Here is a 16,008-nt window from a genome sequence, read left to right on the forward strand (position 1 = left end):
CTTAATTGGATAGGTGCCAATAGTTCGGTAACCCGGGTCCGACCTGAGTTTCCCGAACCTGATAAATTTCCACTTCGGCATTCTGGAATGCCGGGGCGTAAGTAAAGCGAGGCTGGAAGTAGCCGCGCTGGTTAGGAAATGCCACCACGTATTTGTAGGTGCGGCCGGGCTGGGGCTCAAAATCGGGCAGCCAGGGGTAGCCAGGCGATTCTGAGCGGAAATACAGGGTGAGGAAGATGCCGTGCGTCGGCTCGGGTACCAACGCTGGGCCGGGTGCGTGCTGGGCCAGCCAAGCGTACGCTTCGTGGTACGCGGCGTTGTGCTGCCGGGGCGTCCGATTGTCGTGGCTCAGGCTTCGGAACTGGTAAGCTGTCCAGCCGACGGCTAATACGATTAAGCCGCAAACTTTGGGGAGTCGAAGCTTAGTGGTGCGCAAGATTTCCTCTACTAACAGGGCCAGCAGCAGGTAAAGCAGGAAAGACTTGTAGAAAAGGGTTCGGCTTGGGGCAAACACATGCTGGGCAATGAGCACCGCATAGGGCACCCCCAGAAACCACAGGCTGATGAGACCCAGACGCTGCCAGGGACTGAACTCTCTGCTACCGGCGGCGATGTCCTTTCGCACCCGCAGCAAGTACCAAAGGGCGCCCAACAGCACCGTCAGGGTGATTATCGCGCCCAGCTTCACTTGTCCGGCCAGAAAACCTTCGGTTTCCCAGATATAGCGGGGCAGGCCCACCAAAAATTCCTGCCAGGGGCGCGGTGCTACAAACCCATTCCCAAACAGCTTATCCGGCCCCGAAACCAGCATGAGCGGCGCATACAGCAGCAACGTGCCTGCACTGATGATGGCTCCGGCCAGTGCAGTTTGCAGCAATAGCTCCCACTGGCGCCGCCGGATTGCCCGGAAGCCCAGCCAGGAAAAAGCGGAAACCAACACCAAAACGAAGGTGGGAACGGAATAAGTACCCACTAGCCCACCCACGACTAGTTCCAGCCAGGTGCGGCGCGGACGCGTTGGGGCGGCACTGCTTAGCTCCAGCGTGGCGAAGAACACCAGCGCCGCACCCACCATCAATAGCCAGTACCCACGGCCAACCGTGGCGTGGTAGAGGCTGAGTTGGCTGAGGCTGAAGAGCACGACTGTCAGCAACGCGGGCCGGAAAGATACCCGCGCCCGCAGCAGGCCGATAAAAAGAAGCCAGGTGGCAAGCGCGGCCGCCAGCACCACCGGCAGGCGCATGGTCCACCAAAAGCCGGGGTTAACCTGAAAGAAAAGCCAATCCACCAGGTTGCTTAGAACATGGTTATTAGGCAGCGGGTAGTAACTGGTTACTGAAAGCAGCCCCCGACTTACAAAGAGGGCGTAGGAAGCGGCATCATCGTAAGCCGGCGTAATTGCCGGAATGCTCATAAACAGCCGTAGCGCCGTAATGGCCAACATAGCACCCTGGGCTAGCCGGCGTTGCGGCTGTGATAGAACTGACCAACCAGATGCTGTTGTGGCGGTGCTGTTGGAGCGCTCCGAGCTTTTACATTTTTGTCTGTTTCTTGCGAATAGCAGGAGAAAAAAGCCAGCGCAGGTTGCGGCACTGAGCAGGGTTAGCCAAGTAGTGGCAGATGACCGGAGTTGGCCGTTTACGATGCGGACATGCCAATGATAGTATGGGAAGATGCGGTCAAGCTCTCGCATTTCCGCGAGTGTGGTTTGATGCAATACGGCCGCTGCAAAGCCTGCACAAAGAGCCGTAATGCTGCTAGCCAGCAACCCAAAATAGCCCAGGGGCACTCGCTGAACTGAGGTCTCTGATGTGGAAGCCAAGGGCGGAGCGTATGGTTCTGAAAGCACGGTAATTAATAAGCTTAATGCAGTAGTGCCGACGCCCGGCGCGGAACCGAATTGGTGTATATCGTCACCAGTGCATCTGAATAGCTCGCTACATAACGCGACGGGACCCGATTGCCACTTGCTGCGGCTGCATGGCTCAATACGATAAAATCAAATGGCGCATTGGGCTGAGCTGTCCGGTAAGAAACGAGTCGCAGGGGTGGATGAGGCTCTAGCAATTGATAATGCGCAAAGAAAAGCTCGTGAATGGGAGCCTGAAGCCCTATCAGCGAAGCCCGCTTGCCTGCCGGAGCTACTTGCTGCAACCGGGTATAGGCCTGTTGCACAAGTTGCGTTTCGCGCTGCGCGCCGCGTAGCCTCGGCTCATTGAGATAAATGCGGAACAGCCCCAAGCCTGCTGTACCCACTAAAGCCAAGCGCATAGCCCACTGTCTGGTCGGCCCGGTGCTTTTTACCCGGGGCAGGCTCAGCAGCAACCACACGCAACCGGCCCAGGGTACGTACAGCAGCACGCGCGCCAGCGGAAACACGCGCTGGGCTGCCAACAGCCCAATGGGCAGGGCCAACAGCAACCAGGCCAGTAGCGCCCCCTGGCGGCGGGTGCCCGGCAGTAGCCGCCAGCTAATCGCTCCACCCAGCAAGGCTGTGCCAAGCCACAGCGGCCCGGCCAAGCGTACCGATGGCACAAACAACTCTGCGGCTACTTCATAGAGCCGGGGGCGGAAACCGGGCCAGAACTGCGTGGACGCCCGGCTGGCCACGTAGCGGTTAGCCAGCAACTGCTTCCATCCCGATATCGCGCCAACGGGACTATACAGCAATAATGTTATCAGCACTATGCCCGCGCCGGCCAATGCGAGCGTGCCGAAAGCGGGCCAGTCCCGCTGCCGGAGTATCCCAATGGCGAGTCCCAACAGCAGCGCGGCCAGGGGGTATGCATAGCTCGGAACCAGCAGCAGCCCGCCGATGCTGCTTAGGACCAGGGTGGCCCAGGCTAGCTGACGGTAGCGGCTGGCGGGCCGCAGCAGTTCCAGCACGGCACAGAAACCGACCTGCACCATGCCCAGCTGCAGGCCATATCCCCGGCCAACAGCACCATAATACACACTGAGCGGAGTAAGCGCCGTCAGGGCCGTTATAACCAGGGCCCGCCGTAACCCGGCAACCCGGCTTAGCAGCCCCAGCGTGAGGGCCGAGTTCAGGCACCCCAGCACGAGGGTTGGCAGACGCATGACCAGCAGGGGTGATAATTTGGTCAGGTTTAGCGGCCATGCTAGCAGGTTATAAAGCAGATGGTTATTAGGTATTGGGTAGTAGCTGAGAATTACGCGTGGGCCCTGATGCACGAAGTAGTCGAACGAGGCTATTTCATCGGTGCTCAATGGGTAAGCAACTAAATAATACAGGCGGGCGGCAAAAATTAGTGCTAGCAATAGCAAGATGCTGCATTGGGCGCTGGTTGGCAAGCGCCGCCAGTATTGGCTAACGCGTCGAGCAGCAACACGCATTTGGTGCAAAATTACCGCTGGTGCCCTTTTTCTAAGCGCCAACCAGCCACCCAACCCTAACAGGGTAGCAAAGGCCACAACGGCCCGCAGAACCCACAAGCGGGTTGGGGTGAGTGCCAGGGCCAACTGTCGGAAGCCGTCTTCGTGGTAAACCAGTTGGGCGGGCTCAGCTAACTGCTGCAAGTTTGCTGGCATGAAGAGCACGCTCAGAACTGCATCAATGAGGAACAACAGTACCAATGCTGTGCGGCCAATTGCTAACTCGTCCGGCCGGTGAGCGCGAAGGCTGGAACGCAAAGGGCCGGGCATGGGTGGCACTGGATTAGCGTTGCGTTGCGCCTAGCTTTTCCAACTCGGCCCACACACGGTGCGTGGGCAAGCCCATTACGTTAAAGTAGGACCCTTCCAGTCGGTCGATGGCCGCCATGCCCAGCCAGTCCTGCGCACCATAGGAACCGGCCTTGTCGTAGGGTTGGCAAGTGTCGATGTAGTGGTCTATTTCGGCGCTGGTAAGCGCGCGAAAATGCACCGTGGTCTGGTCGGAAAACACCACCTGCCGTCCATCGCCGGTGCGCAGGCACACCCCCGTGAAAACGTCGTGCGCCCGGCCCTGCAGGCGGCCGAGCATTGCCTGGGCATCGGCGCGGTCCACGGGCTTGTTCAGCACCTCGTTTTCGAGGCACACAATGGTATCGGCAGTTATGAGCAGTTCATCTTCGGCCAGTCCGTCCACATAAGCTGCTGCTTTGCGGGCGGCCAGAAACTCCGCCACTTCGGCCCGGTGCAGATGCGGTGGAAATTCTTCGTCTACTGCCAGCAAACGGATTTCGTAGGTCAGGCCCAGCTCGGTCAGCAGCTGCCGGCGGCGGGGCGAATTGGAGGCTAAAATAAGTTTCACGCGGAAGCTGACTGAAAGTAATCAAGAAAGACGTCGCCCGTTTCCTCTTTGGCAATGCTGCTGAAAAGGAAGCCTCCAATGGTTTTGGGGTAGAAAAAAGTCGATTTAGGCGGCATGACGGCTCCTGAGTGGCACACCGCTTCCACTTCGGCCATGCTCACCTCGTTTACGATGAAAGCAGCGCGGGCTTCGCCACGGTCCACGCGCTGCAGGCACTCGGTGAAGTTGCGCACATACGCCACGCCCAGCCAGGCTCGTTGGGCATCGGGCCCGATAATACCCAAGCATTTCTCCATTACGAAATAGTGGAGCACGGTCAAGTCCAGGGCTTTCACGGCCTCAGTAGTTTCCCAGTCGAGCTGGGAATGTACCTCTGGCCGCAGCCGAATTTTATAGGCCAGGCCCCCCAGGTATAGGCCAAAAGCCCACGGTTTGCCGGCAATGATTTCGGTAAGGTCACCGGCGTCCTCCATCGGGCGGATGGTGAAATACGGCTCCAGCCGGGCCAGTAATTCGTCGTCGCTCAGGTTGCCGGGCAGCTCCAGCAGCAGGCGGTGCGTGGGCAGAATGCGCAGGTCATCGGCCGCCGCGTTGGTGAGGTACATGAGGTGGTAATTCCAGGGCTCGCGGCCGGTGTCCTGGCCGTCGGCCGCCAGTTCGCGGGCCTGGCGGTAGGCCAACGAGCCTTCATAGCGGTGGTGGCCGTCGGCCAGAATCACCTGCCGGGCTGCCAGCACCGCCTGAAAGCGCCGGATAATAGCTGCATCCTGAATCACGGCCAGCACGTCGCGGGCGCCCTGGTAGTCTTCCTCGGTTTCGGCCAGCGGCGTGCGCATGGCCTCATCGAGGTAGGTTTCGAGCTCAAAGTCTTCGTCGCGAAACAAACCGTGCGTCGCGCTCGATTGGAGCTGCGTGCGAGCCAGGAGCTCGGCCCGGTCGTTTACCGCCCCGGGAAGCGTGTTTTCGTGGCGCAACACCACATTCTCTTCCCAATCGTAGGCCCGGATGTGGCACATAAAGCCTTTGCGGCAATACTCGCGAGCGCTGCCCGGCAGCCGGAAATACTGATAATACGCGTAAATACCCGGTAATTGGTCCTGCAGCAATACTCCGTTGGCTTGCCACTCGCGCAGCCGTTCCAGCGCGGCCGCGGCCGGGTCGTTGCCCAGTGGCACCGACAGATGAATCGAGTTAAGCGGGTTGCGGTACAGCGCTTCCCGCTGCTTAGCCGATACCACGTCGAACAGCGGCGATACATACGCGTCGATGTCGGCGTTCAAAGTCGGGTTGTAGCGCCAGCCACGCAGGGGTTGAATCTCAGCCAAGGAACCGGTATTGAATAAAAAGAGTGAATAGGAAGAGGGGTATGGGAGGGCAGTGAGTGCAAAAATGCCAATGCACACGTACTCACGTTAACTCATCGCGCTCACGGGGCTAGGCGGCTACGTTTCCAGCTGTTGCCTTCCAGCTCATACACGATGCGGTCGTGCAGGCGGCTGGGGCGGCCCTGCCAAAACTCAACCAAAGTGGGCCGCAGGATGTAGCCACCCCAATGCTGCGGGCGTGGCAATGGGGCCTGGGCGCCAAACTGTTCGGCTACTTCCGCCTCCCGGACTTCCAACTCCTCCCGGCTCCCAATTACCTGACTTTGGGGCGAAGCCCAGGCGCCCAGCTGGCTACTGCGGGGCCGGCTTTGGAAGTATTCAGTCGACATTCCCTCCGGTGCTTTTTCTACCCGGCCTTCCACGCGAACCTGCCGTTCGAGCCCCGGCCAGAAGAAGTTAAGTGCCGCCAGTGGCTGCGCGGCCAGCTCCTGGCCCTTGCGCGACTCGTAGTTGGTATAGAAGAGAAAGCCGGCGTCGTCGGGTAGCCCTTTTAGCAGCACAACCCGCGAAGAAGGCTGCCCCAGCGCCGAAACCGTGCTTAGCGTAACGGCAGTAGGCTCATCGAGCTTGGCGGCGAGGGCTTCATCGAGCCAGGCCCGAAACTGGCGCACGGCATCGGGCAGCACGTCGGTTTCGGAAAGCGAGCGCTGCGCGTAGGTTTTGCGCAGGTCGGCCAGTTGGAAGTCGTTCATGGAAGCAGGAGGGAAGTGGGAGCGAAGCAGTGGGGCAAATGCGATGACCGGAACAAATTTCCGAAAGCCACAGTCTTTACCAGAACCACCGGGGCGAGTCCGGCCGGTTTTGAGGCCGCAAGGTACTACCTGCATCAAAGCCTGCATCGGTTCTGCGCACACAATCCGTCATTGGTCCCGGTGCCATTTGCCCTTCCCGGCCAAATGCCGTATTACTACTTCACCTCATTTATATGGCTATGCGCCCTGGTACGCTGCTTATTTCCAAGCCGTTTCTCGGCGACCCCAATTTTGAGCGGAGCGTCGTGCTCCTGTGCCGCGACAAGCCCGACGAGGGCACCTTTGGGCTGGTACTCAATCGTCTCACCAATCTCACTTTGGGCGACGTTCTGGACCTGCCGCAACTCGAACATCCCGCCGCAACGCTGCCACTCTACCTTGGCGGCCCTGTTGAGCCTGATACGTTGCACTTTGTGCATCAGTGTGGCGACCTGCCCGGGGCGCAGGGGCTGGGCCAGGATGTGTACTGGGGGGGTGATTTCGAAACGTTGCTGGGTCTTATTGGCAGCGGCACGGTGCGGGCCGAAGATGTTCGCCTTTTCGTAGGCTATTCCGGCTGGTCGGGTGGGCAGCTGGCGGCCGAAATGCAGGGCCAGAGTTGGATACGTCAGCCCGCAAGCGCCGGGAAAGTGTTTACTTTGGCATCTGATGCTTTCTGGCGGGACATTCTGCGGGAGAAAGGCGGGCGCTACAAGGTGCTGGCCAATTATCCAGTCGACCCTAGCTTGAATTAAGGCGGCTTTCGGGCCCGGTTGTTTGTTGTTTTACATTTTTTGCGCGCTCCTCTGGTCCCGTCGCGGGCTGGCTAACACGAAGATTTATGGCTGCTGAAGAAACCCCTACCACGCCGCAAGCCGGCGGTTCCGACTCGTCCGCTGAAGACCGGATGACCATTTTGCAACGCCGTCTGGCTGAAATCCAGGGCAAGGCTGCCGATGCCCCAGCGCCCTCGGCAACCCCCGAGCCCAATGCCTCGGGCGAAACCCAGGTGGAACTGCCCGCCCAGGGCACGCCCGAGCTCGCCGCTGGCCAGCCCGAAGGCTCCGGTACCGCCGAGGCTCCTGCGTCCGCTGTAATGGCCACCGACCTGGGCCATATCGCTCCCGACGCCGGCTCGCCCGAAGCTGCAGCCGCTGCTGTTACCGCCCAAAGCGTGCCCGATTCCGTCACGGTTGATGGCAGCGATGTTTCGGCACCGCAGGCCCGTGCCGAGGCGCATTATGGCACGCTGGAGGCTGAAGTCGATGCGCTGACACTCAACCCTGAAGCATTGCCCGCTGACGAGCACATTGCCAGCGCTACTCCCGCGCCCATTGCCGACCCTGAAACTCTGAGCGCCCCGCAGGCCGAAACGCGGGAAGACCGGGCCCCCGAACTTCCCGTTGTAGACCTGCACGAAGCCAACGAACTGGAATCGGCCCCTGAGCTGGTTGCTACGCTCCCGACTTCGTCGGAAACCCCATTGGACTCAGAAGCAACTGAATCGGTCGCGCCGGAAGCCGTTGCCGAAACCACAGCGCCTGATTTCACCGGTCTCGATTTGCCTGCGCAGGCGAAATACCTGGTAGAGTTGCTGCGCCGTTCTGATGCCCGTGCCAACCGCAAGCAGATTCAGGACCTCACCCGCCAATATGAAGCCAACGTGGGCCTGGCCCGCACCGCTGCCCGTGAGAAGTTTGCCGCCGGCGGCGAGGGTGCGGAAGCTTTCGCTTTTCAGCAGCCCGAAGGCCAGCAGGAACTCAACAAAGCCATGCAGGAATTCCGCGAGAACCGCGTGAAGGATGCCAAAGCCGAGGATGCCAGCCGTGGCGACAACCTCACCAAGAAAAAGACCTTGCTCGACCAGCTGCGCACGTTGGTGGAAGGTGCTGAAACCAAGGACAGTTCGGCCAAGTTGAAAGCGTTGCAATCGGAGTGGAAGGCCACCGGAGCCGTGCCGCAAACCGACAGCCAGTCAATTTGGGATACCTACCACGGCCTGCTCGACATATACTACAGCAAGCAGGGGCAGTTCCTGCAGATGAAGGACCTCGACCGCCGCCGCAACCTGGAAGCCAAAGAAGGCCTCATCAAGCGCGCTGAGGCCTTGGGTTCGGCTTCCGGCATCAACAAGGCCCTCGATGAGCTGACCAAGCTGCACGAGGAATGGAAGAACATTGGTCCCGTGCCCAACGACCAGCGCGAGCCGCTTTGGCAGCGTTTCATTGCCGCTTCCGATGTTCTGCATCAGCGCCGCAAGGAGTTTGCCGACCAGCGTTCGGTGGTAGAAAAGGCCAACCTTGTGGTGAAGCAGGCCCTGCTCGAGCGCGTGCTGCCCTTCGCTACGTTCGAAACCGACCGCGTGAACTTGTGGCGCTCCAAAACCGACGAGCTGCAGGAAATCAAAACGGAATGGGAAGCTGCTGGTTTGGTGCCCCGCGTCCAGGCCGATGCCCTCAACAAACAGTACTGGGCGGCCTACAAAGCCTTCTTCAACCGGAAGAATGACTTCTTCAAGTCGCTCGACAACGAGAAATCGGCCAACGTGAAAGCCAAACAGGCCCTCATCGACCAAGCCGAAGAAGCGCAGAACAACGCCGACCAGGATGCCGCCCGTCAAACCATCATCCGGGTGCAGAAGGAGTGGAAGGACGTGGGCCGCGTGCCCGACAAGCTGGCTGATAAGCTGTGGCACCGTTTCCGGGCTGCTTGCGATGCCGTATTCGAGCGTCCGAAGCAGGAGTTTCGCCAGCGTGAGGAACGGGTGCAGCAAGCCTCGGCCGAGCAGACTGGACATCTCGAAAAGGTTGCTGAGCAGGTGGAAGCCCTTTCGGCTGAGAACCCCGGCTCGCTCGAGGGCTTCCGCGCTATCCTGGCCGAATGGTCGGCAGAGTTCGACCCCACCGACGAGCAACCCAACCGTGGCACTGGCGACGCCAGCGAAGAACAGTTGCTGCGGCTCCTCGGCAAATACCTCGACCAGGTGCCAGGCCTGGCGTACGCCGACCGTACCGACCTGTTGTTCCAGACCGAAGTAGCCCGCCTCAAGGCGCGTCCGCACGCCCAGCAGCAGCTTACCCGTAAGGAAATGGCGTTGCGCAAGGAAATCAACGAGCTCGAAAACGATGCTTCGACCCTGCAAACCAACCTCGACTTCTTTGCGCGCTCCAAAAACGCTTCGCAGCTGCGCGAGGAGTACCAGGGCCGCATCGCCGAAGGTCAGAAGCGCATCGACGCCCTGAAAAAACAGTTGAAAATGGTGCGCAGCTAAGCGCCTTACGTTCAACCACAAAAAGGCCCTGTGCACTTGCACAGGGCCTTTTTTTAGCTATTTGCGTTGATAAAGGGTGCTAAACTAACCCGGACTGTTTACTTTTGTCCCATCAACTCGCCGCCTTAGCTCAGTTGGTAGAGCTTCTGACTTGTAATCAGAGGGTCGTTGGTTCGAGTCCGACAGGCGGCTCCAGTTAGTGAAAAAGCCCCGTTGCAATTGCAACGGGGCTTTTGGTTGAGCCTGCTTGCAGCGGGTGCTTTATGCCAATACCAAGTGATACACGGGCAGAATCACGAATTCGCGGCATTTAATCATTAGTGTGGGATTCTCGTGCACCCATTCCAGCGCTTCTTTTTCGCTGTTGAATTCACGATTCTCTTCGCCATGAATGTGCTTGTAGGTCCACATCGAACCGTGGTCGTGCACATTGGATTCGAAAACGAGTTTAAAGATTCGGTACTTGGTCTGAAGCGTGGTTTCCATGGGGCAATGATTGCAAAAATACGTAAAGCAAAAGGTGGATAGTACGGGAATAAGTAGGCGCTATTCGGTTTCCAGGACGTATCAGGGTGTTATTTTGGCTGCCAGGTAAAGCACAGGCCCGTACCGCCCGTCGGCGTCCACATCGGCCTCAAACTGGTGTCGCCAATGCCGCGTCCCGTGGGCTTGTGGCCCCAGCGGTTCCGGTGGGTGAGGTAGGCCAGATGCGCCGAGAGAATGCCAAAACCCGCGCCGGCAATCACGTCGGATTCCCAGTGCTTGTCGTTAATCATGCGAAAGGCGGCTACGCTGGTGGCCAGGGTGTAGGCGCCGATGCCGTACCACTGGCTTTTGTCCCGAAACTCGGTGTGCACTATGCTGGCCGCCAGAAATGCCTGGGCCGTGTGGCCCGACGGAAATGACAGCGTATTCGAGCCATCGGGCCGCTCCACGTGGGTCAGTGTTTTTACGATGTATACCGAGCCCAGCATGATGGCCTCGCTCTTCAGTATCACCAGCCCCAGGTTGACCCGGTCGCTGCGCGATTCTACGCCCGCCAGCAGCACGGCTGGAATTTCGAGGTAGGGGGCCCACTGCAGAAAATCGTCGATATGGCTGCGATAATCCCCAAATACGTACCGCACGTCGTTGCGCACGTCGTAGGAGCTGTACAAGCCGTTGCCGTTGATGGTGGAGGCACCGTAGCCGATTAGCAACGCCGGCACAATGGCCGCCCGAAACCCCTTGCTGTTGAAAAAAGTCTTTTTGGTTGCCGCAGCAGCGCCCGCAGAGCTTTGGTATTTGTGGGTCGTGTCTGTAGGAGCAGTAGTTGGAAGCTGCGCCGCAGCTGTAATGGGCAAAAGCAGCGCGACGAGGGCGGAATAACGGGTAAGCATGCTGATAAGGGCGAAAGTATAAAGTGCGAAGAAACGGCGGGCTACATGAAAATATGATTTAAAATGCACCCGCACTTACCAAATCCGCGTGGGCTACGTATTTACGCCGCCCCAAGGTGGAGCCTGCTTTACTTCAATTCTTTATGATTCGTTCTTCACGTTTGTTGGTTTTGGTATGTTTGCTTCTGCTCGGGAGCGGGAGCTTTTGGGGGTGCGGTTACATCCGTTACCTTATTCCGCTCAACCCTACGGCCGCAACGGCCACCACTCCGCCCACCCACGCGGGCTGGAATACCATTGTCAAGCAATACGTGAACCAGCAGGGATTGGTAAACTACCGCGGCCTTCGCACCGACAGCCTTGCCCTCAACGCTTACATTCAAGACCTGGGCTCCCACATGCCAAGCAAAAGCTGGACGGATAACGACCGCCTCGCTTACTGGATTAACGCCTACAATGCCTATACTGTCCAGCTCATCGTGCGCAATTATCCTGTGAAGAGCATTAAGGACCTGGGCGGAGATAAAATTTTCGTGAACACGCCGTGGGACAAGCATTTTATTCACCTCGGTGGGCAGGCGTATTCGCTCAACGACATCGAGCACCGCATTATCCGCAAGCAATTCAAAGACAACCGCATTCACCTGGCGCTGGTATGCGCAGCCATGTCGTGCCCGCGCCTGCGCAATGAGGCTTACACCGGCCCGAGCCTTACTGCCCAACTCGACGACCAGGGACGTGATTTCCTGAATAATCCCGCCAAAAACAAGCTCACGCCCATTGATAAGCCGCAAGTATCGGCCATTTTCAGCTTTTACCCGAAGGATTTCACCAAGAACGGGAGTAAGTCGGTGCAGGAATTCGTTAACCGTTACGCCACTACCAAAATAAACCCCAGTGCGACGCTTAGGTACCTGACGTATAATTGGGCCCTGAACGAGCAATAAAACCGTTTCTGGGTTAGTTTTGCCCGGTTCGAATGCGGCCGCTGCTTTGGCAACGGCCGCCTTTTTTATTTGCTTTTTACGGAGCTGGGCTCCGGTTTATTCTGATGACCAACGACCTGATAACGGCCACCGCCGCCCACATGGAGCACTTGTTTGTCGGCGAAGGCAGTGGCCACGACTGGGCCCACATTCGCCGCGTGTGGCTGATGGCCCGCCGCCTGGCCGCGGCCCAGCCCGGCGCTGATACCCTGGTGACGGAGCTGGCGGCGCTGCTGCACGACATCGCCGACTGGAAATTCCACGACGGCGACTATGAAGCGGGGCCTCGCGCCGCGCGCGCTTGGCTCAGCAGCCAGGGCGCCGATGAAGACCTCATCCAACGCGTCGAAACCGCCATTCGTGAGGTTTCCTTTAAAGGCCTGGGCGTGGCGACTCCGGTATCGTCGCTCGAAGCCGCGCTGGTGCAGGATGCTGACCGACTTGATGCCATTGGGGCTATTGGCATTGCCCGGGCCTTTGCCTACGGTGGGCACAAGGGCCGCCTGCTGCACGACCCGGCTGTGCCAACCGTGGCGCACGATTCTTTTGCCAGTTACCAAAAGAACACTGCGCCCACGCTCAACCACTTCTACGAGAAGCTGCTGCACCTCAAAGACCGGCTCAATACCGACGCTGCCCGCACTGTCGCCGCCGAGCGTCATGCCTTCATGGAAGCGTATGTAGCCCGTTTTCTGGCCGAATGGGACGGTATTGATTAAGCCCACCTGCTGGCTAGCCACTCCTGTAGCCTGTACCTTTGATGGCATGAAGCCGATACTGCGTTTATTGCCCTTGTTCCTGCTTGTGCTGGCCAGCTGCCGCACGTGCCCTATCGGTACCTGCCACGTGCGCAAGGTTCACTTCCACAACGGCATCAAGTACCGGGGCCAGCCGCTCTGGAAAAAGCAGAACCCTGCCATCGGCGAGAAAATCAAAACCCATAAGGATAAGAGTTTCGCTCCCAACAAAGACCGCAGCAAAACCCTCAAATAATCCTTCGTTTCTACCCCGGGTACCTGCCTGGAGCTCCATTCAAAATTGTCCGTTTACGGAGTAGCAGGGGAGGAGCTAATCGACCCATTTCGCATAGGTTTAAATGCCCTAAAAAAGGCCGCTGCGCTTGCCGTTGCGGCCTTTTTGTTGTATCTTCGCACGCATATAAAGAACCATTCACCGTGCGGCTATAAAGCCCCTTCATTGGGATTTTACTAGCCGCCTAGCAACCCCCTCAATGGCGGAAGGCGAAAAAATCATTCCGATTAACATCGAAGACGAGATGCGCGGGGCGTACATCGATTACTCGATGTCGGTTATCATTTCCCGGGCCCTGCCCGATGTGCGCGATGGCCTGAAGCCCGTGCACCGCCGCGTGCTCTATGGCATGAGCGAACTGGGCGTGGGCTACAACAAATCCTACAAAAAGTCGGCCCGTATCGTGGGTGAGGTGTTGGGTAAATATCACCCACACGGCGACAGCTCGGTATACGACACCATGGTGCGCATGGCCCAGGACTGGAGCCTGCGCTATCCTTTGGTCGATGGCCAGGGCAACTTTGGCTCGGTCGACGGTGACTCGCCGGCTGCAATGCGTTACACCGAGGCCCGTCTCAAGCGCCTCTCGGATGAAATGCTGAGCGACCTCGACAAGGACACGGTTGACTTCCAGCCCAACTTCGACGACTCGCTGGAAGAGCCCAGCGTAATGCCCGCCAAGTTCCCTAACCTGCTGGTGAACGGCACGTCGGGCATTGCCGTGGGCATGGCCACCAACATGGCTCCGCACAACATGACGGAAGTCGTGAACGGCATCATTGCCTACCTCGACAACCCCGACATCACGGTAGCCGAGCTGATGCAGTACGTGTCGGCCCCTGACTTCCCGACCGGCGGTATTATCTACGGCTACGAGGGCGTGAAGCAGGCATTCGAAACCGGCCGTGGCCGCATCGTGATGCGGGCCAAAGCCACTTTCGAAACCTCGAAAACCGGCAAAGAGCAAATCGTCGTCACCGAAATTCCCTACATGGTGAACAAGGCGTCGATGATTGAAAAGACTGCCGCACTCATCAACGACAAGAAGATTGAGGGCATTTCGGACATGCGCGACGAGTCGGACCGCGACGGCATGCGCATCGTGTACGACCTCAAGCGGGACGCCATGCCTAGTGTGGTGCTCAACAATCTCTACAAGTACACACAGCTGCAAAGCTCGTTTGGCGTCAATAACGTGTGCCTCGTGAAGGGCCGCCCGATGACGCTGAACCTGCAGCAGCTCATTCACTACTTTGTTGAGCACCGGGCCGAAATCATTATTCGCCGCACCAAGTACGAGCTGGCTGAAGCGCAGAAGCGCGCCCACATTCTGGAAGGCCTGCTCATTGCCCTCGATCACCTGGACGAGGTTATTAAGCTCATTCGCAGTTCGCGCGACCCCGAGGTTGCCCGTGGGCAGCTCATCGAGCGCTTCGCTCTGAGCGAAGTGCAGGCCCGCGCCATCCTCGATATGCGCCTGCAACGGCTCACCGGCCTGGAGCGCGACAAAATCGTGGCCGAATACAACGAGCTCATGAAGCTCATCGACTACCTGAAGTCGGTGCTCGACTCGGACGTGCTGCAGCGGGGCATCATTAAAACCGAGCTCGAAGACATCCGAGACCGGTACGGCGATGCCCGTCGTACGGAAATCAACTACCAGGGCGGCGACTTCTCGACCGAGGACATGATTGCCGATGAGGCGATGGTTATTACCATTTCCCGCGAAGGCTACATCAAGCGCACCAACTTGGATGAGTACCGGGCCCAGGGCCGGGGTGGTGCAGGTTCGCGCGGAGCCATCTCTAAAAAGGACGACTTCACGGAACACCTGTTCGTAGCCACCACGCACGAATACCTCTTGTTCTTTACCGAACTGGGGCGGGTATTCTGGCTCAAGGTATACGAGGTGCCAGAAGGAGGGAAGGCCACCAAAGGCCTGCCTATTCAGAACCTCATTGAGATTCCGCGCGAAGACAAAGTGCGTTCCGTGGTGAATGTGCGCGGGCTGAAAGACCCAGACTATCTCGAAAATACTTACCTGATGTTCTGCACTGAGCAGGGCACGGTGAAGAAAACGCCGCTCGAAGCGTACTCACGTCCTCGTACTGCTGGTATCAATGCTATTACCATCAACGAAGGCGACCGTATTCTTGACGTGCAGCTGCTGGCTCCGAATGCCGAGGTTATCCTCGCTTCGCGGACCGGCCGGGCTGTTCGCTTCAACGAAAGCCAGGCCCGTTCCATGGGCCGCTCGGCTGCCGGCGTGCGCGGTATTCGCCTCGAAGATGTGCCCGGCAACCGGGTGGTAGGAATGGTTTGTGTGTCCGACCCCACCCAGGAGTTGCTTGTGGTGAGCGAGAACGGCTTCGGCAAGCGCAGCCAGCTCGAAGAATACCGCATTACCAAGCGCGGTGGCAAAGGGGTGCGGGCCATGAAGATTACCGAAAAAACTGGTAATCTGGTGGCCATTAAAGACGTGAACAATACCGATGATTTGATGATTATCAACAAGTCGGGCATTACAATTCGTCTGCGCATTGGCGACCTGCGGACCATTGGCCGTGCCACGCAAGGTGTGCGTCTGATTAAAATCAGTGCCAACGATGAGATTTCGTCTGTTGCTAAAGTGGAAGCTGAGGAAAAAGACGAGGATGCTGAGACTACAGCCGTATTGGCTGGCGAAGCAGGCGAGGCGATTGCTGAAAACGGCCAGTCGTCTTCCGGTGCGTTGCTGGCCGATGAAACCGATGCTGACGACGAGGACATTGAAGACGATGATGACCTCGATGAAGGTGATGATGAGTCTGAATCCGACGACGATACAGAATTGGCATAGTTGCTGAAGTAGGAGCGGGGCGGTCCATTTGGGCCGCCCCGTTTATTTTTGGCGAACCCAAGCTGGCTTTTCGGCGTTTGTGGCCCGAAAAAGACGGCTTTAATTCTTACTTTATTCTTTTCTTACGCAG

The 16,008-nt window shown here is 58.4% G+C and carries 13 protein-coding genes and 1 tRNA gene; 7 read left to right on the forward strand and 7 right to left on the reverse strand.

From position 1 onward, the window contains the following. Position 1: 1 nt before the first annotated feature. The 5 genes from ABD837_RS02430 to pdxH all read right to left on the reverse strand — a co-directional run bounded on the left by ABD837_RS02430 (position 2) and on the right by pdxH (position 6,332). Positions 2-1,444, reverse strand: a complete 1,443-nt coding sequence (locus ABD837_RS02430) for a hypothetical protein (RefSeq protein WP_345049848.1) — start codon at positions 1,442-1,444, stop codon at positions 2-4. Between the two features lie 419 nt (positions 1,445-1,863). Continuing rightward, the gene (locus ABD837_RS02435; RefSeq protein WP_345049850.1) at positions 1,864-3,081 is read right to left on the reverse strand and encodes a hypothetical protein; all 1,218 of its coding nucleotides are present in this window, start codon (positions 3,079-3,081) and stop codon (positions 1,864-1,866) included. Between the two features lie 598 nt (positions 3,082-3,679). Then, complete coding sequence (locus tag ABD837_RS02440) at positions 3,680-4,255, reverse strand: Maf family protein (protein ID WP_345049852.1); 576 nt, start codon at positions 4,253-4,255, stop codon at positions 3,680-3,682. Continuing rightward, a complete protein-coding gene (locus ABD837_RS02445; protein WP_345049854.1) occupies positions 4,252-5,580 on the reverse strand; it encodes a DUF1015 domain-containing protein in 1,329 nt (442 codons plus the stop codon). The genes ABD837_RS02440 and ABD837_RS02445 overlap by 4 nt, the downstream gene beginning before the upstream one ends. 101 nt (positions 5,581-5,681) lie before the next feature. Next, entirely contained in the window at positions 5,682-6,332 is a 651-nt protein-coding gene (gene pdxH / locus ABD837_RS02450; RefSeq protein WP_345049857.1) for a pyridoxamine 5'-phosphate oxidase, read from the reverse strand. 233 nt (positions 6,333-6,565) lie between these two features. Here pdxH and ABD837_RS02455 point away from each other — a divergent pair, with 233 nt between their 5' ends. From ABD837_RS02455 to ABD837_RS02465, 3 genes are all read left to right on the forward strand, one after another. Further along, positions 6,566-7,126, forward strand: a complete 561-nt coding sequence (locus ABD837_RS02455; protein ID WP_345049858.1) for a YqgE/AlgH family protein — start codon at positions 6,566-6,568, stop codon at positions 7,124-7,126. An 86-nt stretch (positions 7,127-7,212) separates the two neighbouring features. After that, on the forward strand, positions 7,213-9,642 hold the full coding sequence (locus ABD837_RS02460; RefSeq protein ID WP_345049861.1) for a DUF349 domain-containing protein: 2,430 nt from the start codon (positions 7,213-7,215) through the stop codon (positions 9,640-9,642). Between the two features lie 119 nt (positions 9,643-9,761). Next, positions 9,762-9,837 (forward strand) — tRNA-Thr (locus tag ABD837_RS02465). A gap of 66 nt (positions 9,838-9,903) precedes the next feature. On the opposite strand, the gene ABD837_RS02470 is transcribed toward ABD837_RS02465, so the two are convergent. Together ABD837_RS02470 and ABD837_RS02475 are read right to left on the reverse strand one after the other, a co-directional pair. Further along, positions 9,904-10,128 (reverse strand): hypothetical protein, encoded by a 225-nt coding sequence (locus ABD837_RS02470; RefSeq protein WP_345049862.1) that lies wholly within the window; start codon positions 10,126-10,128, stop codon positions 9,904-9,906. Between the two features lie 89 nt (positions 10,129-10,217). Next, on the reverse strand, positions 10,218-11,021 hold the full coding sequence (locus ABD837_RS02475; RefSeq protein WP_345049865.1) for a phosphatase PAP2 family protein: 804 nt from the start codon (positions 11,019-11,021) through the stop codon (positions 10,218-10,220). A 143-nt stretch (positions 11,022-11,164) separates the two neighbouring features. Between ABD837_RS02475 and ABD837_RS02480 the strand changes: the two genes are divergently transcribed. The 4 genes from ABD837_RS02480 to gyrA all read left to right on the forward strand — a co-directional run bounded on the left by ABD837_RS02480 (position 11,165) and on the right by gyrA (position 15,878). After that, positions 11,165-11,968, forward strand: a complete 804-nt coding sequence (locus ABD837_RS02480; protein ID WP_345049866.1) for a DUF547 domain-containing protein — start codon at positions 11,165-11,167, stop codon at positions 11,966-11,968. Positions 11,969-12,072: 104 nt separating this feature from the next. Next, positions 12,073-12,726: an HD domain-containing protein gene (locus ABD837_RS02485; protein WP_345049869.1), complete on the forward strand. Its 654-nt coding sequence runs from the start codon at positions 12,073-12,075 to the stop codon at positions 12,724-12,726. Between the two features lie 46 nt (positions 12,727-12,772). Next, positions 12,773-13,000 (forward strand): hypothetical protein, encoded by a 228-nt coding sequence (locus ABD837_RS02490; protein WP_345049871.1) that lies wholly within the window; start codon positions 12,773-12,775, stop codon positions 12,998-13,000. Positions 13,001-13,238: 238 nt separating this feature from the next. Then, the gene (gene gyrA, locus ABD837_RS02495; RefSeq protein ID WP_345049873.1) at positions 13,239-15,878 is read left to right on the forward strand and encodes a DNA gyrase subunit A; all 2,640 of its coding nucleotides are present in this window, start codon (positions 13,239-13,241) and stop codon (positions 15,876-15,878) included. Positions 15,879-16,008 lie beyond the last annotated feature (130 nt).

The organism is Hymenobacter glaciei (assembly GCF_039539585.1).
Classification (GTDB): domain Bacteria; phylum Bacteroidota; class Bacteroidia; order Cytophagales; family Hymenobacteraceae; genus Hymenobacter; species Hymenobacter glaciei.

Coding starts and splice junctions, on each gene's coding strand:
- ABD837_RS02430 (WP_345049848.1), bottom strand. CDS start 1,444: ATGTTGGCCATTACGGCGCTACGGCTGTTTATGAGCATTCCGGCAATT.
- ABD837_RS02435 (WP_345049850.1), bottom strand. CDS start 3,081: ATGCGTCTGCCAACCCTCGTGCTGGGGTGCCTGAACTCGGCCCTCACG.
- pdxH (WP_345049857.1), bottom strand. CDS start 6,332: ATGAACGACTTCCAACTGGCCGACCTGCGCAAAACCTACGCGCAGCGC.
- ABD837_RS02455 (WP_345049858.1), top strand. CDS start 6,566: ATGGCTATGCGCCCTGGTACGCTGCTTATTTCCAAGCCGTTTCTCGGC.
- ABD837_RS02460 (WP_345049861.1), top strand. CDS start 7,213: ATGGCTGCTGAAGAAACCCCTACCACGCCGCAAGCCGGCGGTTCCGAC.
- ABD837_RS02470 (WP_345049862.1), bottom strand. CDS start 10,128: ATGGAAACCACGCTTCAGACCAAGTACCGAATCTTTAAACTCGTTTTC.
- ABD837_RS02475 (WP_345049865.1), bottom strand. CDS start 11,021: ATGCTTACCCGTTATTCCGCCCTCGTCGCGCTGCTTTTGCCCATTACA.
- ABD837_RS02480 (WP_345049866.1), top strand. CDS start 11,165: ATGATTCGTTCTTCACGTTTGTTGGTTTTGGTATGTTTGCTTCTGCTC.
- ABD837_RS02485 (WP_345049869.1), top strand. CDS start 12,073: ATGACCAACGACCTGATAACGGCCACCGCCGCCCACATGGAGCACTTG.
- ABD837_RS02490 (WP_345049871.1), top strand. CDS start 12,773: ATGAAGCCGATACTGCGTTTATTGCCCTTGTTCCTGCTTGTGCTGGCC.
- gyrA (WP_345049873.1), top strand. CDS start 13,239: ATGGCGGAAGGCGAAAAAATCATTCCGATTAACATCGAAGACGAGATG.